Genomic DNA, 24,006 nt, shown 5'->3' with positions numbered 1-24,006 from the left:
GAAAACCTTATTTGACAGCACCTTCGGATACGCCATTGATGATTTGTTTTTGGGCGAAGAAGTAGCCGACGATGACCGGCAGGATTGCGATCGTCAGACCAGCAAGTGCCAGGTGCCATTGTTTCGTGTATTGACCGAAGAAGTAGAACATCTTCAATGGAATTGTCGCATTGGATTCACTCAACACAAGGGAAGGCAATAGATAATCGTTCCAGATCCAAATGACGTTCAAGATCGCTACGGTTACGGAAATCGGCTTCAACAAAGGGAAAATGATGTACCAGAACGTTTGGAAACGGTTCGCTCCATCGATGATGGCCGCTTCGTCCATGGACTTAGAAATCCCTGTCATCGCACCGTGATAAAGGAAGATGGACAAACTACAGCCGAAACCAAGGTACATGAAGATCAATCCACCAGCGTTCAACATGTCTGCCTGCCCGAAAATAGAGACGAGCGGAATCATAACCGACTGGAATGGAATCAACATCGCAGCAACAAAGATGAAGAAGATGATGCCGCTGAGTTTACTTTTGTTCCTGGCTAATGCATATCCCGCCATGGAAGAGAACAGGATGATGATGGCGATACTCAAACCTGTAATCAGGACCGAGTTGAAAAGTGATTTCAAGAAGGCCAAATCAATGAATGCTTCTACAAAGTTTGAGAATACAACTTCTTCAGGGAATCCAAGAACGCCAGAAAAGATATCCCGCTTTGTTTTGAATGCATTGACAATCATCAAATAGAAAGGCGCAATCCAGATGAGACCAAGCAGAAGGCCGAGAATTTCAATGGAAATTAAATTCCGTTTTTCTTTATTCTTTTTCATTACATCTCAACCTCCCGTTTCTTGTTGTAATACACTTGCGTCAATGCTATGACAGCAACGATCAAGAAGAAGATAACAGCTTTGGCCTGAGCGTAAGCCATTTGATTATCAGAGAACGCGGTACGTACAATTTCCATCGCTACCATCTGCGTCGAGTTGAATGGTCCGCCGTTTGTCAGGGACAAGTTCTGATCATAGATCTTGAAAGCCATGGAAAGCGTCAAAAACATACTGACCGTGAATGCCGGTGCAACGAGCGGGAACGTGATGTTTTTGAAGCGTTGGAAGCTGCTTGCTCCGTCAATTTTCGCTGCTTCAATCAATTCTTTTGGAATGTTTTCAAGGTAAGCAATGTAAATAATCATGATATATCCAGCCATCTGCCACGCGGTCAGGATGACGAGGCCCCAGAAACCTGTGTTCGTCGTAGACAGCCAGCCGTTCAATCCTTCGATTCCAGTAAGACCGGCAATATCCCCAAATACGCTGATGAAAATAAACTGCCAGATAAATCCTAAAATCAGACCACCGATCAAGTTCGGCATAAAGAATACGGTACGCAGCAGGTTGCCTGACTTGATGTTACGAGTAACAAGAAGAGCCAGCCCAAGTCCCATGACGTTCAAAAGGATGACGGTTACCACGGCAAATTTAACCGTAAACCAAATCGAATCCATGAATTCACTTTCCTGGAAAAGGTTGATGTAATTCTCAAAACCTATGAATGCATTTGCTGTAATCCCGTTCCAATCCGTGAAGGAATAGAAGAGACCATATAAGAATGGAATGACGACGACTATACCAAGACCCATGATTACCGGCGTCAGGAACAACCAGAAAGATAAACTTCGATTCTGCATGTATTTACTCCTCCAATACTTTAAGCGGTGCGAACCGCGCGTTATGATATCGATTTCATATGATTGGATAAAACATCCCATCTATTAACATACTTACCTATTTAAATATCCTAATAGAGGGGATCTTTTATAGTACCAGTAAGGGCAGCAAGCCCTTACTGGTTCCAATTCTACTGCTTATTGACGAGCATCTTCCCAAGCTTTTGTTGCTCTTTGTTCTACTTCTTCCCAGCTGATGTCTCCAGCAAGGTATTCTTGTACAGCTACTCCGAATGCGTCTTCAGTCCAACCGGTAGGAGCTCCCAGGAAGACCCATCCAAGTGTGTTGCCTTCGTTTGCATACTCATAGATTTCCTGAGAAATCGGATCTGCAATTTCCTGATCTTCATACCCTTCGTACGCAGGAATGAACTTGAATTCTTCCGTTACGAATTTCTTACCTTGATCAGACGTGTACATCCAATCCAAGAAATCTTTACTAGCTTGTACGACTTCCTCTTCAGACTCTTTGTTCACAACCCAGTAGTTTGGTACTCCAACAGGAATGCTTCCTTCATAACCCTCTACAGGGATTGGAAGAAGTCCGACGTTATTCTCAGCAAATTCAGGATCCATGGATTCAACTGTGTTATACACCCAGTTTCCCTGCTGAATCATCGCAACTTTTCCTAGAGAGAAGTTTTCTTCAACCTGTTGAGAGTAGTCTAGGCTGAGTGTCGGCTGCACAGAGTACTCATTTTGAAGGTCGACGAAACGCTTCATCTGGTCACCCATTTGGAATTCAATCGTGTCCGCTTCATAAGCTTCCATGATGTCATTGTTGAATTCATCTGCAATATACGCATTGGCTAAGTGGTTACCGATGACCCATTTCTCTTTAGCCGGGAAGGCAAATGGTGCATCGATTCCAAGCTCACCTTTTTGATCCTCCAACGTTTGAACAGCTTCTTCTAGAGCTTCAAATGTTGTGATTTCTTCAGCATTGATTCCTGCTTCTTCAAAAACTTTCTTGTTGTAAAGAAGTCCATATCCTTCCTGGTTGAAAGGAAGACCCAACACTTGATCGTTACGAGATACGCCGGATAGTGTGCCTTCAAGAGCAGCATTTGCTGCATCTGTATCGGAAAGGTCCGCTAAGTATTTTTCATATTCATCGACATCTGTCGGTCCACCGACGTTGAAGATGTCAGGCTCTTCTCCAGAAGAGAAAGATGTCTTCAAGGAAGCTCCGTAGTCGTTTCCTCCACCAACGGTTTTAACGTTGATGTTCACGTCCGGGTTTTCTTCTTCGTACATGGAGACAAGCTCTTCAAACTGGTCCTTGAACTCTACTTTAAACTGAAAGACATCGACGGTAACGGCATCGCCTGAAGCATTGTCATCTGAACTGCTGCTGTCGTCTGAACCAAAGGAACAACCGGTAAGAGCTACAGTGGACGCCAACAATGCTGTCGCAATCCCAGAGTAAAATTTGTTTCTTTTCATCTCATCCACCCCTATTTTTTATTAATCTTTGAATCCGCTTACAAACCACATCTAAGAAAAGAGTTTTTTAACTTGTGAAACCCTCCGCGCATACGTTTGCGCAAATGGTAGTTAAAAAACTCATCAGCTTGTCCACAATGAGTATAAAAAGTCCTATTGATTAAGATGTGAATACGTTTGCACAAAATTCATTGATTAATGAAGTTGAGTAAATCATAACACGGGGGTCATACAAATACAACAGCATTTTTCAAATAATTCTCCAAATAGACAGCGTTTACATAGATTCGATTATTCCCGCCTTTATGTGTCGTGTCATGAACATCCCCGTATCTACATACTTTGTAAGAGTGAGGTGAAAGAAATGAAGAAAAAAAATGGCCCGATCAACTGGGAGGCTTTTTCAGAAAATGTGGAGAAGGTGTTAGGAGAGGATTTCTGGAACGACATGCATCATGTGATTCCGAAGCGCGGTCCTTCTTACGACTTTTTCGAAACGGAAGATCAGGCTGTCCTTGTCATTGAACTGCCAGGATTAACAAAGAGCGATCCCGTCTATCTGACCCAGGAGGGCACTTCGATGATTATCAGAGGAGAGATTACTCCCCATTACCCCGTAGCAGAAGAAGACCTAATCCATAACGAACGATTGAAAGGAAGCTTCAAACGTGTGATCCCTGTCCCCTTCCACTTTACTGCGGAAGATATCGTGACTGCCTACAAAGATGGTCTATTGACGGTCACCATTTTCAAACGTCAGAAAAACAGGGATATTCCCATTGAACTAGAGGACCCTCAATAATGCAGAAAGATCTCTTTTTCATCGGAGCTCTTTTTTTGTAAACGAACTTCAATGGCCCCGTCATGGTACTGTGCATACCCGTTTCTTCTGCTCGTCTGTGCCGGAAGCGCAATCTCCATCCTTTCAGCCCATATGCCGCTTACGAAAAGCTTCCCGCTTCCAACACTTAACCTGATCCCTTCTACATCCACTTCGTAAGGAACGGGGATGATGACAACAACTTCCTTCATCAGCTCCATCACTTTAAAATCACTGTGCGATTGTTTTGGTTTCTGTTGATCTTTTGGTGTCAGAGCATCCTGGATCGACTTTTGTACGAAATCATTCATTTTCCCCATATCCATTAGATCATCAGGGAGAAATGAGCTGTCTTTTCCCAAAGGATTGAACCAATTCATAATGTCTTTCATGCTTATCTTTTCCTTTCATACATTAGTCATAGGAGGTGATGATATGAGTCAGATTCAATTTAAGAATTTGTCCGTTGACCAAATCAGTGCCACATCGGGGATTTTTTCAGGAACAAACCTCCAGTCGGGTTTTAAAGCTGTACAACAGAGTTGGGAAGGAAACGGAAGAATCATTGGTCATAAAAACACCCTCCAACATAATAAACATTTAGTCATCAAACGGCCTTCTCAAAGAGTGTAGACGTCATGTTCTTTAAAAAACGTCGTCAAAAGCGAGCGGATATCGATGATCTTGTCAAAGAAATACATGAATTGAAACAAGTGATCCAGGGGATGCAGGGGAAGCATGTGGAATACCATATTCATTTTGACCAAGTGGATATCCATGATCCCAACCTTGAGCAGCTGACGTTCCAGTTGGATCATTTAGATATCGATGAATTGAGCGGGGCCCTGAACATGGGGAACAATTTCGGTGTGAATGTCAAACCGAAACATTCTTCCCGTCCAGAATTGAGCCGAACAGACAATGGTTTAAAGTTCAACTTCAAATCAAAGGAGGATTCCTGATATGGCCGGTTTATCTCCTTACTTTTTCATAGGAAACATAAGGATTGGAACCATTGAAAACGCTTCTTGTCTAAACATGGGAAACAATATCCCGACAGGTTTTGAGAGTCACCAAAAGCATAACCAGGGATTCGGAAACGTATTTGGCGATGGCAATACTCTCGAAGGATTACGTTCTATTTTAAGTGATTCTGCTATCCTTGACCTGATGTCACAGGATAACGACCAGGAAATTCCAGAATGGGTGCAAAAACTAATGGAAAAGAAAATGGAGGATCATCCTGTCGAATGATCGGCTCCATTCTCCTTTTTTGAAGGACGTGCCATTTTCGTAATCGGCATATCGATTTCATCATTATCATGAATCACATTGACATTATAAGAAATGATGTTCCCATCCCCTACGACTGTACCAAGAGCAGCATTCTGCTTTTCCTGCGTTTCCCAATGGGTTTGGGTATTCGGACCAACAAATATGCCCGAGTTATTCGTCATATGGTTAACATAGATGGAATCAAACCGAATATCGATTCTAATCCCCCCTATACCTGGACGTTTGGTTGAGGATTATTGACAGTAGGGTTAACGATCGGTGTATCAGTGACATCATTATCAATAATGGTGTTCACATTGTTGGTCGCAATGAAAAAACCGACGGGAATTCCTGCAGCATTATTGTTCTTTCCTTGCCAGGACCAATCAGGCTGATTGTTCTGCCCTGTAGATATGATTCCATTCTCAGTAATCGAGTTGACAGCAATTTGATTGAAGACGACGGATACGGGCATTCCTATTCACCTCACCTTTTCTTCTGATATTCTATTCTAGAACATTTGGAATGTGTCTTTTTCGGACAAACCTACTTCTCCTCCATACTTCCCGTAGCACTCAAAGCACAAATCAATCTCAAGGGTCGATCCATCTGTAACCGTACACACTTCAAATTCACGAAGCTCTTTTTTACACATCCAGCAAACGCTGTGAACGTCATTCATTTCCTGCATCGTCTCTTTCCAATTCATTCGTATCCCACCTTTAATTGTTTGGTTATAGCGTTATCTTACGCGGTACCTAAGCACTTGCAAAATCAGCAAAATGGCACTTTTCCTCACCCTTTGATTGACATATTTCTACTTTCTGTGGGTTATTTTTCATTTTCGGAAGGGAATTCGACAATGGAAATCTAATTTTGATAAGAGGCGTAGAAAATGAAGATGAAAGGAAAGGGATCGATATGAATACACCTATACCTATCGCAGTACAGCTTTATACTTTACGAAATGAAACAGCGCAAGACTTCGCCGGCACGCTGAGAAAAGTAGCCGATTTAGGCTTTGAGGCCGTGGAGTTTGCCGGTTTTGGTGATCTAACAGCTTCCGAAGTGAAACGTTTATTAGACGAACTAGGCCTTAAAGCCGCTTCCAGCCACGTGCCTTTGGATGAACTGAAGAACAATCTCCCACAGGTCATCGAGGATCAAAAAACGATTGGAAGCGAGTATGTCGTTTGTCCTTACATCGAGGAACGAAGCGAATCGGATTATATGAATTTAATTGAGGATTTGAAAAAAATCGGTGAAGAATGCCGTCAACATGGGCTTACTTTGTGCTATCATAATCATGACTTCGAACTGGATCCGCTGCCGGACGGAAGAAAGCCACTGGACGCGATCCTTGAGGAAACGGATGAGAACCAAGTCCAGGCGGAGTTTGATATCTACTGGCTTCAAAAGGCAGGCGACCAACCTTCTGCATGGATTGACCGCTACCAGGGACGTACGCCATTAATTCATTTGAAGGACATGACTCTTGATGAAGAACAATACTTCGCGGAGCTCGGGACAGGCGGCGTTGATTTGGATACGGTGTTTGTTCTTGGAGAGAAAGCCGGAGTAAAGTATTGGATCGTCGAGCAGGATGAAAGCAGACGCACCCCTTTAGAAAGCTTGGAGATCAGTATGAATTACTTAAAAGAGAAGTTTCCTCAACTGAATAAATAAACGGAAGGGCGTGATTTCTTCACGCTCCTTCTTTATGCAAGGAGACACAAATGGACAACGCACTTGTATTATGGATGTATGATTTTTCTGAAGCCGAATGGGTGGATAACCTCATGGTCTTCTTTTCATCATGGGGATACAAAGCAATGATTGCTTTATTCTTCTTGTTGGTTTTGTCTAAAAAGACACGAAAGCTCGGAATTACAGTCATGGCGGCATCTGTGATGGGATTATTCATTAGCAGGGCCGTTCGCTGGATCGCACCGAGGGAAAGACCTTTCGTAGCCCTTGAAGAAGTCACCCCACTGATCGAAAAAGAAGCAACTGCTTCTTTTCCAAGTGAGCAGGCATTATTTGTCGGCATTTTTATCACCTTGGTGTGGAGGATCGGAAGTAGATTTAGATGGATCGGAATTCTCCCTGGATTGATTATCCTTGTTTCACGAGTATATCTTGGTCATCATTATGTTTCAGATGTGCTGATCGGGGCTGGTTTAGGTGGGTTCCTTTTCATCACCATCTATAAATTATCCAACACCATGCAGCATTTATCATTGGAAAAAGAGAAAAGCCTGACCTCTTAAAAAAAGAGTCAGGCTTTTATTTATTCTGGTGGATTCTCCATTTATTAAACTCCAGATACTCACGGAATTGTTCTTTAGAGATCCCTGAATTCATCGCTTCTTGAACCAAATTCATCCAATCCTTGTCCAACGTTTCATCCTGAGGTTCATTTTCTCCGTGGAGTAAAAAGTTGATCGAAACGTCTAGTTCCTGAGATATTTTAGTCAAGAACTGAATGGATGGGTTGGTCTGGATATTTCGCTCAATCGAACTCAAGTAAGATTTCGCGACGCCCGCCCTTTCGGCTAATTCAGATAGCGACATATGTCGGTCTTTACGAATTTTTTGAATGCGCTCACCGATCATGATCTCACCTTCTTTCCTGTTGGTATGAGTATAGCACACATTGAACAACCGTTCTATTTAAAGCACGAAAAATCAATACGGAGTCCTATGTATGGTTTCGTTTCTACAATGTGTATACTTCGTATTCCCTATCTTTTATTATCGTACAATCATACAAATTATTTAGTGAAAGTTTTACTTTAACGAACGTTTTTTTAGCTTTTGTTCAAGTATATGGCAGGATTGTGGAAGACTCAGTTTCGAGACTTTTATTGAGTGGGTGGGGCTGCGGGGAATAGCTCGCTTTCCGCGGGAGCGCGGTGAGCCTCCTCGGACTTCGTCCTGTGGGGTCTCACCCTGCACTTTTTTCCCGCAGGAGTCTCGCCCTTCCCCTCCGCCCCTTTGCCATATAAGTATCTCAAAGCCACTATGCTTCTTATTTCACGTTGTAATTCGAACGGAAAGAACACTTCTAAGGACGCTATTTTGCACGCGAAAAGTTTGTTCTAGAGCATTTTATACTAATCACAACAGGATAGTGGAAGACCTGCCAAACCTGGTACAGGGATTCGTTTCACTCATACATCGAATGGGGTGGTTGGGAAGCTGCGAGACTCCCGTGGGAGAAGGAGATAGGCGAGATCCCGCAGGACGCAGTCCGAGGAAGCTCGGCGCTCCCCCACAGGAAAGCGAGTAGCTTCCCAACCACCCCCTGACTCTCATTATGGCAAACGAAGCCTCCAAGCACCTAGAAACTGAGTCTTTCACTATCGGGAGCTATCCTTCAATAAACCTTCTTTATTAAATTCCATATCTAATTGAGTTTACGATGAATCAGTTTTGTGTAGGATTCACACACTAACTGTAAAAACGAGTGAGATTTCTTAGGAAAAGGTGACCAAGATGAATGACATTGTGGAGCAGTTTGAAATTACATTCAACCAGATCCATCAACATTTAAAAGAACTGAACGGCTTTCCGAAAAATGATAATTTCGTGGAGCTTCTTCAGCGATCCAAACTGAAGCATAGCGTCATCCGTATCCATTTTGATCAGTTAAAGCAGTATGCAAAACTCAGAAATGCCATCGTACACGAACGGATCAGTGGAGATTATTTTATCGCCACCCCTCATGAAGATGTTGTAAGGGCATTGAAACGGATTAAACGAACGCTTGACCAACCGCCACAAGCCCTGGAATTCGCCACTCGTCCTGTCCTCTTTTTCAAAGAAGATACAGCGCTCAGTCATGTTATGGAGGCTTTCGACCAGCACGGGATCTCTCAATTCCCGATCTATACAAAAGACCGTGCTTTCTCAGGGTTACTTACCAATGATGGCATCGTCCGCTGGTTATCTCAAAATCATACAAATGAACGGATCGTCCTCGAAAATATTTGCGCTGTCGACGTCCTCCCCGTTGAAAAGGATCGTAGTGTAGAATTTTTAAAAGCGGGTGCTACTGTATTTGACTTAGAAGAACGTTTTGAGAGAAGTTTAAATGAAAATCGGAAACTGAAAGCCGTCATTTTGACTGAAACGGGAAGTCCCGATGACTTGCCGATGGGAATTGTGACTACATGGGATTTGATTAAAGTGGACAGACGTGAAAGTGAGGACGATTAATTCTTTCGAAGTTCAAAGGCTAAATGATTGAACGTTCACGTTTGAGAAGATATGATTAAACCATCCTAGTTAAGGAAGAGGGATGTAAGCATGAATGATCGCAGACATGAACCCTTCCGGTACCCATTCCAAACACCTCTCCCAGGTTTTTTCAACAAGAAGTTCAGCAGCCATGTGTCAGGTCCTATGGAAGTGAAAGACATCAGTATGAACGGATTACGCTTTTCCTGTAATTCACAACCTGGATTGTCTATGAAAGATGAGTTGTTTCTCACCTTCATTTATGAAAATAAGACTTTTACAGCTGAGGGACGACTCATTTGGATGAAAACGGAAGAGCAGCAGATGACGTGCGGTGTACACGTCTTTGAATTTCCAGATCAATTAAAAGAGATCATTGAAAGCCTCGGGGGTTCCCTGGAGTCTGTTCAAAGTGATCCAATGGAAACGAAGTCTCCTTAATGGAGGCTTTTTTAGTTTTCCGCACCAATTCAGTTTCCAGTTCCGGGTGTCATGGTTCGGGCGACTGGCATTAAGTTTTTTGTAAAATAATGGTGTACCAGGTCATCCAATATTTGGATGACCTGGTACACCAAAAAATGTAAGTTATTCTTTTTGGGCTCTTTTACGGAAGAAGCCTGTGATTTTGTTGGATAGGTCGTCAAAGTAGGTGTAGACGACAGGGATGAGTACAAGCGTGAAAAAGCTCGATACGGTCAGACCGAAGATGATGGTGACCGCCAGAGGTTGCTGCGCTTCAGCACCTCGTCCAATTCCAATCGCTAATGGGACCATGCCGAGTACTGTCGTCAGGGTAGTCATCAGGATGGGACGAAGACGGTTAGGTCCTGCCTCTAAAATGGCTTCATAACGATCGTACGATTTTCGTCTAAGAATGTTGATGTAATCGACCAACACAATGGCATTATTCACCACGATCCCCGCCAACATAATGATCCCAACAAAGGCCGGCAAGCTGAATGGCAGACCGGTTACAAATAAACCGCCTGAGATACCGATAATGGTTGCCGGTAACGAGAACATGATGATAAATGGGAACAAGAAGTTCTCAAATTGAATCGCCATAACGGCATAGACAAGGAAAATGGAGAAGATCAAGGCAAGTGACAAGTCACCAAAAGCCTCCTGCATATCCTGCGCCTGTCCACCTATGGTGTAGGAGTAGCCGTCAGGAAAATTCAGACGCTCGAGCTCTGCCCGCACTTCTTCTGTTGCCGTCCCCAAATCAATATCGGATATCTCCGCTTCCACATTTACTTGCGGCTGTTGATTTTGACGGAGCAGAGACACGGGTCCCTGAACTTGGTTCAACTCCGCAATAGTAGCGAGTGGAATAAGGGTGCCATTCGGTGCCTGGACCGACATGCCTTCTAGATCTGCAATCGTCTGACGCTCGTCTTCCGGAAGAATAAAGCGTACATCAATTTCATCTGTTCCATTCCGGTAACGCGTCGCAATTTGACCATTAAAGCCGAGCTGTACCTGGCTGATGACTTGTTGCTCTGTCAGGCCGTATTGCGATGCTTTATCCTGATCCACTTCAATCTGCATTTCAGGACGTCCTTCATCCGTCGATGATGTAGCATTCTGCACCCCATCGATCTCATTCATCAAGTAAGCGACTTGGCCGGCAAGCTCGTCCAAAACTTCATATTCTCCACCATTGATTTGTACTTGCAATGGTGCGCCCGTTCCGAGACCTGCATCCAACTCACTCACTTCTATTTCAGCACCTGGAATGCCCGAGAGGGAATCACTCAATTCCTCCATGACAGTTTGAGTCGTTTTTTCCCGCTGCGAAGGTTCGACAAGCTGAATGGTATAGGAAGCAAAGTCAGACGATCCGTTTCCTATGCTTCCCATTGAACCTCCACCAATGGAAAGGTAGCTGACATCTATGATTTCGCTATAGTTTTCAATCTCGGCATCAATTTCTTCTGTGAGAGCTTCCGTTTCCTCAATCGAAGTCCCTTCAGGCATGTTCACTCGAACTTCCACCTGTCCTTGATCGGAAGGGGGGATGAACTCTGTTCCAATTAAAGGAATGAGAGCTACACTCCCCGCAATGAGGGCGAAGGTAATGGCGATGGTTGTCTTCCTGAATTTCAATACCCACCTTAACATCGAGCGGTAGCCATCATTCACTTTATCTAAAAAGCGGTTAAACCAGTACCTGCGTCCTTCTTCTTTCAAGGATTTTGTTAACAATTTCGAAGACAGCATCGGAATTAAAGTGACAGAAACCGCTAAGGAAGCAATGAGCGCGAACATGATCGTCAACGCAAGCGGTGTGAACAATTCAGATGCGATGCCTTCTACGAATATGATCGGTAGAAAAACGACGAGTGTCGTTGTCGCAGAGGCTACAACTGCTGGGGCAAGCTCCGAAGCCCCCTGTTTAGCCGCTTCGACCATCGAATACCCCCGCTGGCGGTAGCTGACGATGTTTTCCAGAATGACGATGGAACTGTCGACCATCATCCCAATCCCGAGAGCAAGTCCACCCATCGTAAGGACGTTCAATGTTTCACCGGTGAAATACATTAAAGTAAATGTCGATATGATGGCAATCGGTATCGACAACCCGATGACGAGCGTCGCGCGTACACTTTTCAAAAACAGAAGCAGGATCAAGACGGAAAATATACCGCCGAGAATGATGTTCAAGACGACGCTGTTGATTGATATTTTAATAAACTCTGATGTATCTAAAACAATACTTGTGCCGACACCTTCGGGGAGATCGGCTTCCAGCTCATCCATCGCCTCCCGCACGTTATCGGCGGTTTCAACGGTGTTCGCATCCGTCTTCTTCAAGATGGAAAGTACGACAGAAGACGAACCGTTCACCTTGCTGATGGTGTTGGAATTGGTAAGCGTTTCGTTCACTTCAGCAATTTGACCAAGCGTCACCTGCGCTCCTGTAGGAGATTGAATCCTAGTATCTCTCACATCTTCCACAGAGCTGAATTCCCCATCGATCCGGATTTGCAGATCCTTCTGTCCTTTCTCGATGGTTCCTGCTGAAGCTGACTGGTTGGCTGCATTAAGGGCCTGGATCAACGTTTGAGAATCCAATCCGTATGTAGCCATCTGAGCGCGATCGACGAGGACTTGCACTTCTTTTGTCTGTCCGCCTTCTATACTGACCGAGGCGACTCCTTCCTGCCGTTCAAGAAAAGGAACCAGCCGGTTTTCTGCTATTTTCTGGAGCTCATCCGGCGTATCTCCGGACAAGCCGACCGTCATGATCGGCAGCTGTTGCGGGTCAAAACGGAGGACGCTTGGATCAGAGGCACCTTCTGGTAAAAGTCCTGTCACCTGATCGACGTTTTCCCTCACTTGTAAGAGGGTACTGTCCAGATTCACCCCTGTATTGAACTGCATAAGAACGAGCGAGGCCCCAGCCTGTGATTGAGACTGGAGCACTTCAAGTCCTTCAATACTGCTGACGGAAGATTCCACAGGCCTGCTGACGAGTTTTTCGACCTCTTGAGGTGCTGCTCCTTCATAGGATGTCGATACAACGGCGATTGGTAAATCAATCTCCGGGTACAAATCAATGGTTAAACTTCTTAATGATACAAACCCGAGGCCAAGAATGGCAGCAACAATCATAATAACTCCGACAGGTCTTTTAACGGAAAGGTTCACAAGCTTCATCAGGAATCCTCCTCCATGATGGTGACTTGATCCCCGTCTGACAGAGTCAGCTGTCCTGTCGTAATGACCCTCGCATTTTCAGTAAGGTTTCCGGACACCGCTGAGAAGTCCGTCTGAGATTCTAAAACTGATACGAGAACCTGGACAGCTTTTTCATCCACCACTTGATAGACGAATGTTTCATCATTCTGTTCTACTAGACTGTCTGTTGGGACAATGAGCGTATCTTCTACAACGTTTTCAGGAAGTAAGAAAGTGGCCATCATCCCTGGTTTAATCTTTTCGTCCCCATTATTCACCGTAGCTTCGACTGGATAGAGTCCTGTATCATCTGGAACAGAAGAGACATAACTGACGGTTGAGGTGACCTGTTCTTCCAGGGAAGGTAGATCGACGGTCAGCTCCGCTTCTTTTTCAAAAAGGGATAGTTGATCGGCAGTGACTGAAGCTGTGATCGTCATGGGATCCAGGCTGACGATGGTGGCAAGTGGCTGTTGATTGCTTACCATATCCCCTTCACTTGCGTTCAATGTCGATACTTCGCCGGAAGTAGGAGCAGTAATGGCTTCATTCTCGGCTTGCTCCTGAGCTTGGTTCAACTGTAGATTGGCTTGCTCTACCTGAAGCTCCGCCTGCTCAACGGCTACTCGGGCCTGCTCCAATTGTTGTTCCGCTTGATCGACCTGCGCCTCTGCTTGTGCTACTGCAGACGAAGACTGGGGCTTTTGCCCATTTAACTGCTGGTATTGAGCATACGCTTGATCCGCTCGGTTCTTCGCTTGTTGATAGAGCGCATCGGGAATAGTCCCTTCATGGGCCAATTTTTTCGTTTCATCAGCTAATTGCTTGGCCTGTTCGTATTGCTGCTTCGCTGCTTCCGCTGCCTGAGCCGTTTGACTTGCCTCCGATTGCGAGGCTTGCTTGGCAAGGTCGACCTGCTCCTTCGCATTTTCAACACCTTCGGCCGCCTGCTCTTTTGATACTTGCGCATTTTCAAGCTGCGTTTGTGCTTGGCGGAGGGAGATTTGCTGTAATTCCACCTGATTATCTACATTGCCTCCCGGACGAACGACGGCTACGGTTTCTCCTTTTTCTACTCTGTCCCCTTTGGCAACATTCAAGGTCGCCAGTTCTCCAGGGGTTTCAGGCAGGACAGGTGAAGTATCCGCAGCGGTCGCACGGGCCACCAGTTTGCGCTCCACAACAAAATCCTCTTTTTTCACGGTCTCCACTTTGACCGGCGTGATCCGCTCCTCTATTTCTTCATTGGCTTCTTCCTGATTACAAGCGGTTACAAAGAAGAGCACCATGAACATGAAAATCAACCGTTTCATCTAAGACTTCCTCTCCATATCAGACTCTCGTAAATCTCCCGGACTTTTATCTATAACCTTTATTATTTTTCCCCTTCGGCTTCAAGAGGATACCCTTTCAAACGCACTGACCAAGTAGTCATAATTACGATTAATGTTACTAAATAGCGATTTGTAATGCAACTTGTAGTATTCCTACGAAAATGACAAAATTGTGACTTATTTTGGAAGCGATCTTTTCTGTTACCTGAACCCTGAATGGCCTTTTTCAGGACCAGATATTCCAACTCTTTCTACTCTGAATCTGGTTCAGATAAGGAGGGGGCACAAAAAAAGCTGAACCTTTTAGATCAGGTTCAGCTTTTCCTTTACTATTGAAGGTTGTTACCGAGTTGGGCGACGATCAAGTCCAGCTTTTTGACTTTCGGGAGTTCATAGCCCGGGAAACGTTCATCAAAGTGCGCAAAAACAGGTTCCAGAGCTTCATCTTCCAGGAGTTCCTCATACGTTCGGAATGTATGTTGGTACTGTCCGATATAGCGCTTCATCTTTTTATCAAAACCTGATAAATGATACGTGGATGAGTAATCGAAGGCTTTGACAATATCACTATCGTAGGTTGGGAAACTCGGATTAATGGTATGCAGCATAGAAGCAGCTAATGGAAATTGCATCGTCGGGTTTCCTTTGTGATTTTTTACCTCGTAAAGACTTTTCGTAATGTGGACGATGTTAGGGCGTTCATATCCACGTTGTTCTTCCATCAGTTTGAAATAGTACGTTTCAAACTCCTTCGTCAGACTTGGATTGTCCAGGCGGAAGAAATGCCGAAAGATGAATTGATAGAGCGTATCGTCAGGCACATAAGTATCTTGAAAGACAGTATGAAGATAGAGATACACATCCAGTTTTTCCAATGGAATGCGGTTCACCACTTTTTCATAGTCCTCCAAAATTAAATCTTTCAGGTCGCTTGCCGTTCTGTATTTCATCAATAATCACCTCTATTCGCTTATTCCACACATGAGAAACCTGAAAACTCCTGATTGTAAAGTTTTTATGAATATTTCTACTTCCATTCTACATAAGATTCTAACGATTTCCAAAGGTTTTCAAAGATCCGGACTAAGATATAGTTGGTGCGGAATCTTGCTTATCGTTTATTAGGAACCAACCGATGGTATAAGAGAAGGAGGGATAAGATGGACATCGCAGCACTATCCATGGCTATGAGTACGACAAGCCTGAAACAACAATCCAGTTTAGCGTTGATGGATAAAGTAAAAGGGGATGCAGAAGAAAAGGGGAACCAAATGGTTGAAATGCTTAAACAATCCGTTCCTCACCCTGATCTCGGCAACAGAATTGATTTGAGAGGATAAAAAAGGGAGAGACAAGGGCTTCTTACTGTCTCCCCTTCAAGGGGTGGTTTACATCGGACAACGCCTGGCTCTGAGCGGTTTCGCCTTATTTATGATTGGAATAGGTATCTACCTCCTCCAGCCCTTAAATGTATGGAGGTTTTTCACTCCTGTCTTCACTATTGGAGGAGTCTGTATGATCGCCATTTCCACTTTTCTTTCCATGAAAAAAAGCCGCTGAGAATGCGGCTTTTTTTTATTCGTTATTATTTTCTTCGTCAGTTGTTGCACCGTCATCAGTCATGCCGTCTTCGCCGTTTTCACCGTCTGTCATATCATCTTGTTCTTTTTCTTCTTCTTCTTCACCCATATCGCCTTCTTCATCCATACCGTCTTCTTCCATGTTGCCCTCTTCATTGTTGTTTTCTTCTTCCATATTTTCTTCTTCTTCCATGTTGTTTTCTTCTTCTTGTGGCTCCTCTTCAGAAGCACAAGCACCTAGTAGGGATACGGCAAAAAACGCGACCAAAAGTTTCAATAGTAATGCTTTCATCGTTGTTTCCTCCTTTTAATGATTTCCCAAACTATTATGTCCATATCCTGTAAGTTCATCCATATATACTAAATTTTTTTCTACCTCCTTATTCAAGTCAAGCTCCCGATTGTGGAAGACTCCGTTTCGAGACTTTTTTTTGAGTGGGTGGGGCTGCGGGAAGAAATTCTCGAAACTATCTTCCAGCAATAGGAGCTTTTATGGTTGAGAAGCCTATATCAACGCGGTTTAAGCAAGATTTAAAAGAGTTTTAGGCAGGGTACTATAAGAGGGATTTCGAGAACCTCATATGGCAAAGGGGCGGAGGGAAACGGTGAGACTCCTGTGGGAAGTGCGTGGTAGATGAGACCCCGCAGAGCGTTAGCTCGAGGAGGCTCATCACTCGCCCACGGAAAGCGAACCTTTTCCCGGAGCCCCTAAATCCACACAAACATCTCGAAATCGAGTCTTACACAATCCTGCCATAAACTAAAAAAGAACACAGCGGCGGCTGCGTTCTTTTTTATGGTTATTTCAGTGCAAACATGATTTCAGCTTCACATGCGACTTCTCCATCGACGGAGGCTGTTGCTTTTCCTTTTCCTACAGGACCTTTCAAACGGACAATTTCCACTTCCAATTTCAAACGGTCACCAGGCTTGACCTGACGCTTGAAACGGCATTTGTCGATTCCTGTGAAAAAGGCAAGCTTGCCCTGATTTTCTTCTTTTTTCAGCATCGCTACAGCACCCATTTGCGCCATCGCTTCCGTGATCAGCACCCCCGGCATTACAGGGTAGTCAGGGAAGTGTCCCTGGAAGAAGGGTTCGTTCATTGTTACATTCTTGTATCCGACTGCGCGCTCACCTTCTACAATCTCTTCTACTTGGTCAATCAGTAGAAATGGATAACGGTGTGGGATGATTTCTTTAATTTGTTGTATATCTAGCATAATCAGACTCCTTTCCTATTCCATGCTTTCATTATAAAAGAAGCACAAGCCAGGAACAAAGTTTTTTCTAAGGGCTCGTTTTAAATAAGCGCTTTAGGGAAAATATACAAGTAAGTTCACCTATTACAAGGAGGAGGCCACTAAGATGCTTTGGACGATATTAATTATTATCCTCGTCCTATGGCTGCTAGGCTTACTTGGAGGGATCGCTGGAAACTTAATTCACATTTTGCTTGTGGTAGCCCTCGTCGTTCTCATTGTCAGACTAGTGCAAGGCCGTGGACGATTATAGTTAAACAAACGAAACCGCTATGGACGTTTCCATAGCGGTTTTATTTATGAGCTGCGCGTCAGTTCATTTGTAGTGGTAGTGCTGGTAGAGAGGGTTTGTTCACTACTTCCTGCCATTTGCGTATGCTTCATTTCCCTTACTGGACTGGTCGGGCTCAACCAGAACGTGTACCACGATCCTTCTTTAATGATCGGATCAAGATCGAAAAGTTCATATTTGCAGTTTTGAGAGAGCTCTTTCAACTCTCCTTTGTTTGGCAGGGCAAAAAGGTTGGAGTGAGCGACAAAAAAGCTGTTAAATGCTGAAGAAAACGCTTCTCCGTGTTCCGTTTCATTGATTGGAGTAATGACAGATATCAGTCCTTGTTTCCTCACATAGGTATGGAGGTGGTTCAATAAACCCCTGCGGTCTTCCGGATGGATATAGTGGAAGATGTTATGCAGGAGAACCACGTCCACTTTCTCGCCATCCCGAGGTGTCCACTCGTTGATATCCCCAACTTCGAAACTGATGTTCGGATAACCTTCTGATAAACTACGTGCTTTCTCAATGACCTTCTGATTGATATCCACCCCGATCATTTCAAGGTGGGGATATTCCATAGCAAGCTTCCTTAAGTAACCCCCATGCCCACAACCTAAGTCTACGACAGAAGCCACTTTTTTATCTTTGATCATCCGCTTGATTTTCTTAATGGCAAAATGCTCAAGCAGGGCAGATGTTTCGGCTACCACTTCTCCATGGCGTTCATGATTGAATTCCGCCCGTTCATGGGACTTCATGATGTCTGGATACTTCAACAATGTCGGCAGATGTAATTCCATCATTTCTTTCAATAAGGCTTTGACACCGGGTGACTGGTCATCTCCCATCAAGCTTGCACATTTTCTCTTTGATGTACGATAGCGGTTGTTCGGGCGTTTCTTCAAATGCTTGACCGCCACTCCCACCTTAACCCACGAGGCAAGAAGGTCATACGGATAGCCTGTTTTCTCACTGATTGCTTCAACCGTTCTTGCTGTCCTGAATTCATCAAAAAGACCAAGTTCTGAGCCCACGTAAGCATGCCAGCTTGGCAGGAACGATTCATTCTTTTTCATCCATTTCCTTGCCTGCATCGCCGTTACCCATTCATTCATGATATCCTTCCTTTCTCGTTTCTTTTCCAAGGATAATCTTCTGCTTCAGAAAAGAGATACTGACGCTGTTTTTGATCTGATACCCTTTTTCGTCGCGGTGGAAGCATACTGCCTTGGACGGCTCTGTCCACCAAACTGAAATCCCATTTTCCGAGCCCTGAAATGTTCAGCATTTGTTTGACGTGAAGCTGGTCATCATCATAGATTCTCTGGACAGCTTTCATTCGGAATTTTCTCCACCATTCGTATTGGAACGAATACACAAGAGCGGATAAGTGACTCAAGTTGAGTAAAAATTCTACACGGGGTCTGCGAACATCTTCGTAATAATGAAGGTAGTCGGTGTATTTTTTTCCCTCTTCCTTACACCAAGCCAGAAGTTCACCTAAAACATCGGCATCCTGTATGGCAAGATTCATCCCTTCTCCCGCCATAGGGTGAACGGTATGCGCCGCGTCCCCTATGATGGCTAAGTTTCCTGAATAATACCGATCAACATGATACGTAAACGGAATCATCAGTTGGACCGTTTTCCATTCTTCAATGGTCCGCACTCCTTCTGCAAGCTCAGGCTCGAGTTCACTGTAGGCTTGGTAGAGGGATTCCAACCCTTTTTCCTGGATTCTTTTATATTCTCCCGCTTTGATTAAAAACACCGTTCGCACTTCGTTGTCAGGCAGAGGGAATAACCCTAGAAAACAGCTGGATGTCGTAATGATCTTCCCCTTTGTAAATGATTCCGGCCGGGGAATGGTCACAGTGAGAAAGTGATGATTGTAGTCTTTTCTTTTAACGTGGACATTCATCGCATCACGCGTCGGTGAGCTTCGTCCCTCTGCTCCTATGTACACTTGAGCCTGGACGTAGAATGTCTCCTTCTTCCGCTTCACTTTTGCCATCCCTTTTTCAAAACCCATAAACCTTGCTCCGGGAAGGTAATGGAAAAATTCATCGAACTCCTTCCCCTTATTCCTGAGAATCTCTTTTGTTTTTTCATGCGGTACCATCAGAGCATGATCGTAGATGCTTGCCACACGGCTGTAGCTCAGCTCTGTGAGGTTGATCTCTTCGGGGGTACTGCCACGGTTGCGATGAACTTCCTGAAAGCGCAGCTGGTCGATGACATGCCCGTTCTCTTCCACTTCGTCCAGTACATTCAATCTTTCTAGAATAGCCAATGTCTTCGGTTGCAGAAGTTCGCCTTTATAAACAGGAGATTCTCTTTTGAGCTGCTCCGCTATGACCACATGGACACCACGGCTGGCCAGCTTCGCAGCAAGAGCAAGCCCTCCTACTCCACCGCCTGCAATGAATACATCCGTCTTCATGATTATGATCCCTCCCCGCTGCTTTGTCCTCTGTACGGATGTAATTCCCTAATCCATAGCTTGAAAACATTTGATGCGCCCCTTGACGTGTGCGGGCCGAAAAAAGTCAGGTAAGGGAAACACGGTGATGGTGCCGGAATATGTGATCAGAAAAGTACAAATGCAACTAAAAAGAACACGAGCCGTAACGACTCGTGTTCTGCATATTGAATAGGCTCATATCATAGAATGAAGTACAAGCTAGAGATTATTCTGTTTTCGTAACGATATCCCAAATATGGCGCCATGTATCCATTTCAAGCGCGTCTGCCGGGTTTCCATCACCAATGACTCCATATCCGACCATCAATCCAATCAGTAAGGCAGCCGCACTGAAAAGAAGGACAAGGATGATACGCAGCCAGATCGGCAGGACCCGCCGCCGTCCTTTTTTCGGAGCTTTCTCTTTTGCTTCCGATTTCTGCTTTTTGGACGATGCTTTTGCTGGCTTCTGCTTCGTGGCTTCATCTAAAGCTTGACGCTTTTTTGCTTTTTCCTGATCTTTATTTAGCTTTTTGCCTGTTGATTTAGGATCTGTTGCCATGGTCCGTCAAACTCCTTACGTTTATGATCTCAGTTGACTCACAAGCCCCATCATTTGATCGCCTGTGGATATGGATTTGGCGTTGAATTGATATGCACGCTGAGCCATCAGCATTTCTGTCATTTGCTTCGCTACATCCACATTCGATGTTTCGAGCGTCTGGGACTGCATTTTCACATCTCCAGAAAGCACATCTCCCATAATTCCATCCTCTTCTACATTGGCAGGAATACGGAAACGATTCGCCCCTACCGATTCTAACATACGTGGCCGGACAGCTTCACTTACATTCAACGTGCCTTCAACCAATTGGTTTTGGTCTCTTGTGATGAGAATTCTTCCATTTGGATCGATATTGATTGCTTGAAAGTTATCTTCAAGTATAATATTTTCACCGTCCGCTCCGATGACAGGATAGCCATTCGCATCTGTCAGCAGCAACTGACCATCATCAACCGGGTTCAAATAGAAGTTTCCAGCACGGGTGTAGTGAATTTCCTCCCCTTGTTCTGTTGTGACTCGGAGGCCGAACATATGACGATCTTCCAATAAAGCCAAATCGAGTTCCCGGCCAGTGTTGTTCAAGCTTCCCTGAGTCAGGTCAAGGTTTGTGTGCCCAAGCATGGCACCTGAACCAATACGGATGCCTTCTGGTGTGACCCGGCCGACCTCTGCATCAGAATGAGACTGGTTATTGATTTGTTGATACAATAATGAAGAAAAATCGGCGTTGCGGCTTTTGTATCCCGTCGTTTCACTGTTGGACAAGTTGTTTCCGACAAGATCCAGCTTCTTCTGCAGTTGTCCCATCGTCACAGCCGATTGGATCATTGAACGATTCATGTACGTTGCCACACTCCTTAACTGATTCTTCCGATTTCCGTTACAGCCTTTTGCATGCTTTGATCATAAGCTTTTAAGACACGCTGGTTCATTTCGAATGAACGGTATGTATTCATCATTTCTGTCATTGTTCTGTTCGGATCGACATTAGAACGTTCCAGATGAGATTGATGGATGGAGTAACCCACGCCCTCTTCCGCTCCAGGATTCACAATGATGCTGCCCTCTTCAGAAAGACGAAACAGATCGTTCCCTTCTTTGACCATTTGAGAAGCATCCGTTGTGTAGGACACTCCAAGGGTGAAAGCCTGTCCACCTACGGTAAGTTCACCATTTTTTGAAACTTTAAATTCCATGCCACCCGCATCGATCGGATCACCGTTTCTATCCAAAACATAATACCCGTGGTTTGTCGTCAAGAAACCTTCGCCATCCACGGTGAGGTTCCCATTACGTGTGTATCTTTCTTCCCCATCCTCATTTTGGACACGAAAGAAAAGGGAACCGGATTCGTCAGGCCCCTCATTTTGTACAAGGGCAAGGTCTGTCCCCACCCCTGTTTCTTTCAAGTCTCCTTGTATAAAAGAAGGAACGGCTTCCTGCATATACACACCTGTATTAAGGGATCCTACATGTCCGGCATCAGGTACTTTGAATCCATTCTTCGTCGGGATCGTCTTGCTTCCCATCCGCTCGATCAATAGCTCTGGAAAAGCACGCATCGTCCCCTGGTCTGCTTTGTACCCTGGTGTGTACGCGTTCGCCATGTTATTCGACAACGTTTCCTGCATCCTCTGGTTGGCCATCATACCTGCTGCTGCTGTGTAAAATCCCCTTAACAAGGTGTCTTCACTCCTTCCGTCCCAAATAAACTATAGCTTCGTAGAAATACGCTTATCGATATTTTCAAGCATGATGCCTGTACCTGTAGCGACACAATCCATCGGAGATTCAGCTACGAGCACAGGAACCTTCAGCTCTTCCGCGAGCAGTTGGTCAATGCCATGCAAAAGAGCCCCGCCGCCCGTCATAATGACTCCACGGTCTATGATATCCGCAGACAATTCAGGTGGTGTACGTTCCAGCACTTGTTTCGCTGCTTGAATAATCACCTGTACAGATTCACGTAAAGATCTTTCAATTTCTTCAGAATTGACGGAGATTGTTCGTGGTAATCCAGACACCATGTCTCGACCACGAATTTCAATTTCCTCGTTTCTTGAACCAGGGAAAACCGTGGCTACACTGATCTTAATATCTTCAGCTGTCCGCTCCCCGATCAACAGTTTATACTCTTTCTTAATGTATTGTAGAATCTCATGGTCAAACTTATCACCGGCCATTTTAATGGAAGAAGCCGTGACAATATCACCCATGGATAAAACAGCGACATCCGTTGTGCCACCTCCGATATCGACAACCATGTTCCCGCTTGGTTGGAAGATATCCATACCGGCACCAATCGCTGCTACCTTAGGCTCTTCTTCTAAATATACTTTTTTACCACCGGATTTCTCAGCCGCTTCTTTGATCGCTTTTTGCTCCACTTTCGTAATGTTCGTTGGGCAACAGATCAACATGCGCGGTTTTGATAAGAATCCTCTCACGTTCGTCTTTTGGATAAAGTGCTTCAGCATCGCCTCAGTAACGTCAAAATCTGCAATGACACCGTCCTTCAGCGGTCGGATGGCTTCAATATTGCCTGGCGTACGTCCGACCATCCGGCGGGCCTCTTCACCTACCTCAAGCACTTTCCCAGTATTACGGTCCATGGCAACCACCGACGGTTCATTCAATACAATTCCTTTACCTTTTACGTGGATGAGTACGTTCGCAGTACCCAGGTCAATTCCTATATCTCTCGCAAACATGTTCTGTAGATCCTCCCTATTGTAAAAAACATAATCCAAGTAACGTACAGGACCCTCGTAATCCGTTACGTTACACCGGCAATGGAGATCAATCTCCTTCAACTTATATTTCCCTATTGTTTCAAGTTCTATTTTCGATTTAAATCATGCACATCTAGTTCTTTATTCTATCACAAAATTACGACATCCGTCTCTTGAGATATGAAAAAAGTTACCAAATATCGAGGAAATGTGACAAAGGGAGGAAAACAGTGTTCATGCGAGAGGTTGAACAGGTTGATCGTCCACAAATTGCGATTTGTACTTTCTACGGGTGGCTTCTCCACCCCTGAGGTGGCGTATTTCTTTATGGTGATCGAGTATCTTTTTCACTTCCTTGGCAAGTTCGGGATTCACTTCCGGAAGTCTTTCGGTCAAGTCTTTATGAACCGTACTTTTAGAAACTCCAAACTCTTTCGCAATCACTCTCACCGTTTTTTTCGTTTCGATAATGTGCTCTCCGATCTTGATGGTCCTCTCTTTGATGTAATCATGCACTCCACTCGCCTCCTGTGATTGACTATCCAAGGGGGTGGGATTCTTAGGAAAGCGGTTCAATTATGTTGTGTGGGTGTT

Annotated in this window: 30 protein-coding genes; 10 read left to right on the top strand and 20 right to left on the bottom strand. The window is 44.6% G+C overall.

Annotated features, from left to right (window positions below; translation table 11 throughout):
- Positions 1–7 precede the first annotated feature (7 nt).
- The 3 genes from ACQ4XT_RS07950 to ACQ4XT_RS07940 form a co-directional block, all read right to left on the bottom strand.
- A complete protein-coding gene (locus tag ACQ4XT_RS07950; protein ID WP_089652023.1) occupies positions 8–832 on the bottom strand; it encodes a carbohydrate ABC transporter permease in 825 nt (274 codons plus the stop codon).
- Positions 832–1,692: a carbohydrate ABC transporter permease gene (locus ACQ4XT_RS07945; protein ID WP_446853202.1), complete on the bottom strand. Its 861-nt coding sequence runs from the start codon at positions 1,690–1,692 to the stop codon at positions 832–834. The genes ACQ4XT_RS07950 and ACQ4XT_RS07945 overlap by 1 nt, the downstream gene beginning before the upstream one ends.
- Positions 1,693–1,869: 177 nt before the next feature.
- Entirely contained in the window at positions 1,870–3,177 is a 1,308-nt protein-coding gene (locus ACQ4XT_RS07940; RefSeq protein ID WP_446853201.1) for an ABC transporter substrate-binding protein, read from the bottom strand.
- A gap of 364 nt (positions 3,178–3,541) precedes the next feature.
- On the opposite strand from ACQ4XT_RS07940, the gene ACQ4XT_RS07935 reads away from it, so the two are divergent.
- Positions 3,542–3,979: an Hsp20/alpha crystallin family protein gene (locus ACQ4XT_RS07935; RefSeq protein ID WP_446853200.1), complete on the top strand. Its 438-nt coding sequence runs from the start codon at positions 3,542–3,544 to the stop codon at positions 3,977–3,979.
- On the opposite strand, the gene ACQ4XT_RS07930 is transcribed toward ACQ4XT_RS07935, so the two are convergent.
- Positions 3,973–4,389 carry a hypothetical protein gene (locus ACQ4XT_RS07930; RefSeq protein WP_446853199.1) on the bottom strand — a complete coding sequence of 139 codons (417 nt, stop codon included), beginning with the start codon at positions 4,387–4,389 and terminating at the stop codon, positions 3,973–3,975. The genes ACQ4XT_RS07935 and ACQ4XT_RS07930 overlap by 7 nt on opposite strands.
- 43 nt (positions 4,390–4,432) lie before the next feature.
- Here ACQ4XT_RS07930 and ACQ4XT_RS07925 point away from each other — a divergent pair, with 43 nt between their 5' ends.
- From ACQ4XT_RS07925 to ACQ4XT_RS07915, 3 genes are read left to right on the top strand one after another with little or no spacing between them, the layout of a single operon-like run.
- Entirely contained in the window at positions 4,433–4,630 is a 198-nt protein-coding gene (locus tag ACQ4XT_RS07925) for a hypothetical protein (RefSeq protein ID WP_446853198.1), read from the top strand.
- A 5-nt stretch (positions 4,631–4,635) separates the two neighbouring features.
- The gene (locus ACQ4XT_RS07920) at positions 4,636–4,959 is read left to right on the top strand and encodes a hypothetical protein (RefSeq protein WP_446853197.1); all 324 of its coding nucleotides are present in this window, start codon (positions 4,636–4,638) and stop codon (positions 4,957–4,959) included.
- Position 4,960: 1 nt separating this feature from the next.
- Positions 4,961–5,251 carry a hypothetical protein gene (locus ACQ4XT_RS07915; protein ID WP_446853196.1) on the top strand — a complete coding sequence of 97 codons (291 nt, stop codon included), beginning with the start codon at positions 4,961–4,963 and terminating at the stop codon, positions 5,249–5,251.
- On the opposite strand, the gene ACQ4XT_RS07910 is transcribed toward ACQ4XT_RS07915, so the two are convergent.
- The 3 genes from ACQ4XT_RS07910 to ACQ4XT_RS07900 are packed head-to-tail and all read right to left on the bottom strand — an operon-like array spanning position 5,236 to position 5,981.
- A complete protein-coding gene (locus ACQ4XT_RS07910) occupies positions 5,236–5,454 on the bottom strand; it encodes a hypothetical protein (protein WP_446853195.1) in 219 nt (72 codons plus the stop codon). The genes ACQ4XT_RS07915 and ACQ4XT_RS07910 overlap by 16 nt on opposite strands.
- A gap of 47 nt (positions 5,455–5,501) precedes the next feature.
- On the bottom strand, positions 5,502–5,747 hold the full coding sequence (locus ACQ4XT_RS07905) for a hypothetical protein (RefSeq protein WP_446853194.1): 246 nt from the start codon (positions 5,745–5,747) through the stop codon (positions 5,502–5,504).
- 36 nt (positions 5,748–5,783) lie between these two features.
- A complete protein-coding gene (locus ACQ4XT_RS07900; RefSeq protein WP_446853193.1) occupies positions 5,784–5,981 on the bottom strand; it encodes a hypothetical protein in 198 nt (65 codons plus the stop codon).
- A gap of 212 nt (positions 5,982–6,193) precedes the next feature.
- Here ACQ4XT_RS07900 and ACQ4XT_RS07895 point away from each other — a divergent pair, with 212 nt between their 5' ends.
- Together ACQ4XT_RS07895 and ACQ4XT_RS07890 are read left to right on the top strand one after the other, a co-directional pair.
- Positions 6,194–6,958: a sugar phosphate isomerase/epimerase family protein gene (locus ACQ4XT_RS07895; protein ID WP_446853192.1), complete on the top strand. Its 765-nt coding sequence runs from the start codon at positions 6,194–6,196 to the stop codon at positions 6,956–6,958.
- A gap of 50 nt (positions 6,959–7,008) precedes the next feature.
- Complete coding sequence (locus tag ACQ4XT_RS07890) at positions 7,009–7,542, top strand: phosphatase PAP2 family protein (RefSeq protein ID WP_446853191.1); 534 nt, start codon at positions 7,009–7,011, stop codon at positions 7,540–7,542.
- Between the two features lie 16 nt (positions 7,543–7,558).
- Here ACQ4XT_RS07890 and ACQ4XT_RS07885 read toward each other — a convergent pair whose 3' ends face one another.
- Positions 7,559–7,888, bottom strand: a complete 330-nt coding sequence (locus tag ACQ4XT_RS07885) for a helix-turn-helix domain-containing protein (RefSeq protein ID WP_089652036.1) — start codon at positions 7,886–7,888, stop codon at positions 7,559–7,561.
- An 882-nt stretch (positions 7,889–8,770) separates the two neighbouring features.
- Between ACQ4XT_RS07885 and ACQ4XT_RS07880 the strand changes: the two genes are divergently transcribed.
- On the top strand, positions 8,771–9,493 hold the full coding sequence (locus ACQ4XT_RS07880; RefSeq protein ID WP_446853190.1) for a CBS domain-containing protein: 723 nt from the start codon (positions 8,771–8,773) through the stop codon (positions 9,491–9,493).
- A 90-nt stretch (positions 9,494–9,583) separates the two neighbouring features.
- Positions 9,584–9,955: a PilZ domain-containing protein gene (locus ACQ4XT_RS07875; protein WP_446853189.1), complete on the top strand. Its 372-nt coding sequence runs from the start codon at positions 9,584–9,586 to the stop codon at positions 9,953–9,955.
- Between the two features lie 144 nt (positions 9,956–10,099).
- Here the strand turns inward: ACQ4XT_RS07875 and ACQ4XT_RS07870 are convergent, their stop codons facing one another.
- The 3 genes from ACQ4XT_RS07870 to ACQ4XT_RS07860 all read right to left on the bottom strand — a co-directional run bounded on the left by ACQ4XT_RS07870 (position 10,100) and on the right by ACQ4XT_RS07860 (position 15,482).
- The gene (locus ACQ4XT_RS07870) at positions 10,100–13,177 is read right to left on the bottom strand and encodes an efflux RND transporter permease subunit (RefSeq protein ID WP_446853188.1); all 3,078 of its coding nucleotides are present in this window, start codon (positions 13,175–13,177) and stop codon (positions 10,100–10,102) included.
- On the bottom strand, positions 13,177–14,511 hold the full coding sequence (locus ACQ4XT_RS07865; RefSeq protein ID WP_446853187.1) for an efflux RND transporter periplasmic adaptor subunit: 1,335 nt from the start codon (positions 14,509–14,511) through the stop codon (positions 13,177–13,179). The genes ACQ4XT_RS07870 and ACQ4XT_RS07865 overlap by 1 nt, the downstream gene beginning before the upstream one ends.
- Before the next feature lie 350 nt (positions 14,512–14,861).
- Positions 14,862–15,482, bottom strand: coding sequence for a hypothetical protein (locus tag ACQ4XT_RS07860; RefSeq protein WP_089652041.1), 621 nt, complete (start codon positions 15,480–15,482; stop codon positions 14,862–14,864).
- 210 nt (positions 15,483–15,692) lie between these two features.
- On the opposite strand from ACQ4XT_RS07860, the gene ACQ4XT_RS07855 reads away from it, so the two are divergent.
- Positions 15,693–15,872: a YjfB family protein gene (locus ACQ4XT_RS07855; RefSeq protein ID WP_146817560.1), complete on the top strand. Its 180-nt coding sequence runs from the start codon at positions 15,693–15,695 to the stop codon at positions 15,870–15,872.
- Between the two features lie 235 nt (positions 15,873–16,107).
- Here ACQ4XT_RS07855 and ACQ4XT_RS07850 read toward each other — a convergent pair whose 3' ends face one another.
- Together ACQ4XT_RS07850 and fabZ are read right to left on the bottom strand one after the other, a co-directional pair.
- Positions 16,108–16,404: a hypothetical protein gene (locus tag ACQ4XT_RS07850; protein ID WP_446853186.1), complete on the bottom strand. Its 297-nt coding sequence runs from the start codon at positions 16,402–16,404 to the stop codon at positions 16,108–16,110.
- 508 nt (positions 16,405–16,912) lie between these two features.
- Positions 16,913–17,335 carry a 3-hydroxyacyl-ACP dehydratase FabZ gene (gene fabZ, locus ACQ4XT_RS07845; RefSeq protein ID WP_226592680.1) on the bottom strand — a complete coding sequence of 141 codons (423 nt, stop codon included), beginning with the start codon at positions 17,333–17,335 and terminating at the stop codon, positions 16,913–16,915.
- Positions 17,336–17,480: 145 nt separating this feature from the next.
- Between fabZ and ACQ4XT_RS07840 the strand changes: the two genes are divergently transcribed.
- Positions 17,481–17,627 carry a lmo0937 family membrane protein gene (locus tag ACQ4XT_RS07840; RefSeq protein ID WP_115823967.1) on the top strand — a complete coding sequence of 49 codons (147 nt, stop codon included), beginning with the start codon at positions 17,481–17,483 and terminating at the stop codon, positions 17,625–17,627.
- Between the two features lie 44 nt (positions 17,628–17,671).
- On the opposite strand, the gene ACQ4XT_RS07835 is transcribed toward ACQ4XT_RS07840, so the two are convergent.
- The 7 genes from ACQ4XT_RS07835 to spoIIID form a co-directional block, all read right to left on the bottom strand.
- A complete protein-coding gene (locus tag ACQ4XT_RS07835) occupies positions 17,672–18,766 on the bottom strand; it encodes a class I SAM-dependent methyltransferase (RefSeq protein WP_446853185.1) in 1,095 nt (364 codons plus the stop codon).
- The gene (locus tag ACQ4XT_RS07830; RefSeq protein ID WP_446853184.1) at positions 18,763–20,094 is read right to left on the bottom strand and encodes an FAD-dependent oxidoreductase; all 1,332 of its coding nucleotides are present in this window, start codon (positions 20,092–20,094) and stop codon (positions 18,763–18,765) included. The genes ACQ4XT_RS07835 and ACQ4XT_RS07830 overlap by 4 nt, the downstream gene beginning before the upstream one ends.
- A 247-nt stretch (positions 20,095–20,341) precedes the next feature.
- Positions 20,342–20,677: a DNA-directed RNA polymerase subunit beta gene (locus ACQ4XT_RS07825; protein WP_446853183.1), complete on the bottom strand. Its 336-nt coding sequence runs from the start codon at positions 20,675–20,677 to the stop codon at positions 20,342–20,344.
- A 21-nt stretch (positions 20,678–20,698) separates the two neighbouring features.
- On the bottom strand, positions 20,699–21,520 hold the full coding sequence (locus ACQ4XT_RS07820) for a flagellar hook-basal body protein (RefSeq protein ID WP_446853182.1): 822 nt from the start codon (positions 21,518–21,520) through the stop codon (positions 20,699–20,701).
- A gap of 17 nt (positions 21,521–21,537) precedes the next feature.
- Positions 21,538–22,362 carry a flagellar hook-basal body protein gene (locus ACQ4XT_RS07815; protein WP_446853181.1) on the bottom strand — a complete coding sequence of 275 codons (825 nt, stop codon included), beginning with the start codon at positions 22,360–22,362 and terminating at the stop codon, positions 21,538–21,540.
- 30 nt (positions 22,363–22,392) lie between these two features.
- A complete protein-coding gene (locus ACQ4XT_RS07810) occupies positions 22,393–23,391 on the bottom strand; it encodes a rod shape-determining protein (protein ID WP_446853180.1) in 999 nt (332 codons plus the stop codon).
- Positions 23,392–23,646: 255 nt separating this feature from the next.
- Positions 23,647–23,928 carry a sporulation transcriptional regulator SpoIIID gene (gene spoIIID, locus ACQ4XT_RS07805; protein ID WP_160910936.1) on the bottom strand — a complete coding sequence of 94 codons (282 nt, stop codon included), beginning with the start codon at positions 23,926–23,928 and terminating at the stop codon, positions 23,647–23,649.
- Between the last annotated feature and the right edge of the window lie 78 nt (positions 23,929–24,006).

Source organism: Halobacillus sp. 12SKB, assembly GCF_052941655.1.
This window is presented reverse-complemented; position numbering and strand designations above follow the sequence as displayed.

Excerpts from the sequence above, each read along its gene's own strand:
- ACQ4XT_RS07950 (WP_089652023.1), bottom strand. The coding sequence starts at position 832 with ATGAAAAAGAATAAAGAAAAACGGAATTTAATTTCCATTGAAATTCTC.
- ACQ4XT_RS07945 (WP_446853202.1), bottom strand. The coding sequence starts at position 1,692 with ATGCAGAATCGAAGTTTATCTTTCTGGTTGTTCCTGACGCCGGTAATC.
- ACQ4XT_RS07940 (WP_446853201.1), bottom strand. The coding sequence starts at position 3,177 with ATGAAAAGAAACAAATTTTACTCTGGGATTGCGACAGCATTGTTGGCG.
- ACQ4XT_RS07935 (WP_446853200.1), top strand. The coding sequence starts at position 3,542 with ATGAAGAAAAAAAATGGCCCGATCAACTGGGAGGCTTTTTCAGAAAAT.
- ACQ4XT_RS07930 (WP_446853199.1), bottom strand. The coding sequence starts at position 4,389 with ATGAAAGACATTATGAATTGGTTCAATCCTTTGGGAAAAGACAGCTCA.
- ACQ4XT_RS07925 (WP_446853198.1), top strand. The coding sequence starts at position 4,433 with ATGAGTCAGATTCAATTTAAGAATTTGTCCGTTGACCAAATCAGTGCC.
- ACQ4XT_RS07920 (WP_446853197.1), top strand. The coding sequence starts at position 4,636 with ATGTTCTTTAAAAAACGTCGTCAAAAGCGAGCGGATATCGATGATCTT.
- ACQ4XT_RS07915 (WP_446853196.1), top strand. The coding sequence starts at position 4,961 with ATGGCCGGTTTATCTCCTTACTTTTTCATAGGAAACATAAGGATTGGA.
- ACQ4XT_RS07910 (WP_446853195.1), bottom strand. The coding sequence starts at position 5,454 with ATGACGAATAACTCGGGCATATTTGTTGGTCCGAATACCCAAACCCAT.
- ACQ4XT_RS07905 (WP_446853194.1), bottom strand. The coding sequence starts at position 5,747 with ATGCCCGTATCCGTCGTCTTCAATCAAATTGCTGTCAACTCGATTACT.
- ACQ4XT_RS07900 (WP_446853193.1), bottom strand. The coding sequence starts at position 5,981 with ATGAATTGGAAAGAGACGATGCAGGAAATGAATGACGTTCACAGCGTT.
- ACQ4XT_RS07895 (WP_446853192.1), top strand. The coding sequence starts at position 6,194 with ATGAATACACCTATACCTATCGCAGTACAGCTTTATACTTTACGAAAT.
- ACQ4XT_RS07890 (WP_446853191.1), top strand. The coding sequence starts at position 7,009 with ATGGACAACGCACTTGTATTATGGATGTATGATTTTTCTGAAGCCGAA.
- ACQ4XT_RS07885 (WP_089652036.1), bottom strand. The coding sequence starts at position 7,888 with ATGATCGGTGAGCGCATTCAAAAAATTCGTAAAGACCGACATATGTCG.
- ACQ4XT_RS07880 (WP_446853190.1), top strand. The coding sequence starts at position 8,771 with ATGAATGACATTGTGGAGCAGTTTGAAATTACATTCAACCAGATCCAT.
- ACQ4XT_RS07875 (WP_446853189.1), top strand. The coding sequence starts at position 9,584 with ATGAATGATCGCAGACATGAACCCTTCCGGTACCCATTCCAAACACCT.
- ACQ4XT_RS07870 (WP_446853188.1), bottom strand. The coding sequence starts at position 13,177 with ATGAAGCTTGTGAACCTTTCCGTTAAAAGACCTGTCGGAGTTATTATG.
- ACQ4XT_RS07865 (WP_446853187.1), bottom strand. The coding sequence starts at position 14,511 with ATGAAACGGTTGATTTTCATGTTCATGGTGCTCTTCTTTGTAACCGCT.
- ACQ4XT_RS07860 (WP_089652041.1), bottom strand. The coding sequence starts at position 15,482 with ATGAAATACAGAACGGCAAGCGACCTGAAAGATTTAATTTTGGAGGAC.
- ACQ4XT_RS07855 (WP_146817560.1), top strand. The coding sequence starts at position 15,693 with ATGGACATCGCAGCACTATCCATGGCTATGAGTACGACAAGCCTGAAA.
- ACQ4XT_RS07850 (WP_446853186.1), bottom strand. The coding sequence starts at position 16,404 with ATGAAAGCATTACTATTGAAACTTTTGGTCGCGTTTTTTGCCGTATCC.
- fabZ (WP_226592680.1), bottom strand. The coding sequence starts at position 17,335 with ATGCTAGATATACAACAAATTAAAGAAATCATCCCACACCGTTATCCA.
- ACQ4XT_RS07840 (WP_115823967.1), top strand. The coding sequence starts at position 17,481 with ATGCTTTGGACGATATTAATTATTATCCTCGTCCTATGGCTGCTAGGC.
- ACQ4XT_RS07835 (WP_446853185.1), bottom strand. The coding sequence starts at position 18,766 with ATGAATGAATGGGTAACGGCGATGCAGGCAAGGAAATGGATGAAAAAG.
- ACQ4XT_RS07830 (WP_446853184.1), bottom strand. The coding sequence starts at position 20,094 with ATGAAGACGGATGTATTCATTGCAGGCGGTGGAGTAGGAGGGCTTGCT.
- ACQ4XT_RS07825 (WP_446853183.1), bottom strand. The coding sequence starts at position 20,677 with ATGGCAACAGATCCTAAATCAACAGGCAAAAAGCTAAATAAAGATCAG.
- ACQ4XT_RS07820 (WP_446853182.1), bottom strand. The coding sequence starts at position 21,520 with ATGAATCGTTCAATGATCCAATCGGCTGTGACGATGGGACAACTGCAG.
- ACQ4XT_RS07810 (WP_446853180.1), bottom strand. The coding sequence starts at position 23,391 with ATGTTTGCGAGAGATATAGGAATTGACCTGGGTACTGCGAACGTACTC.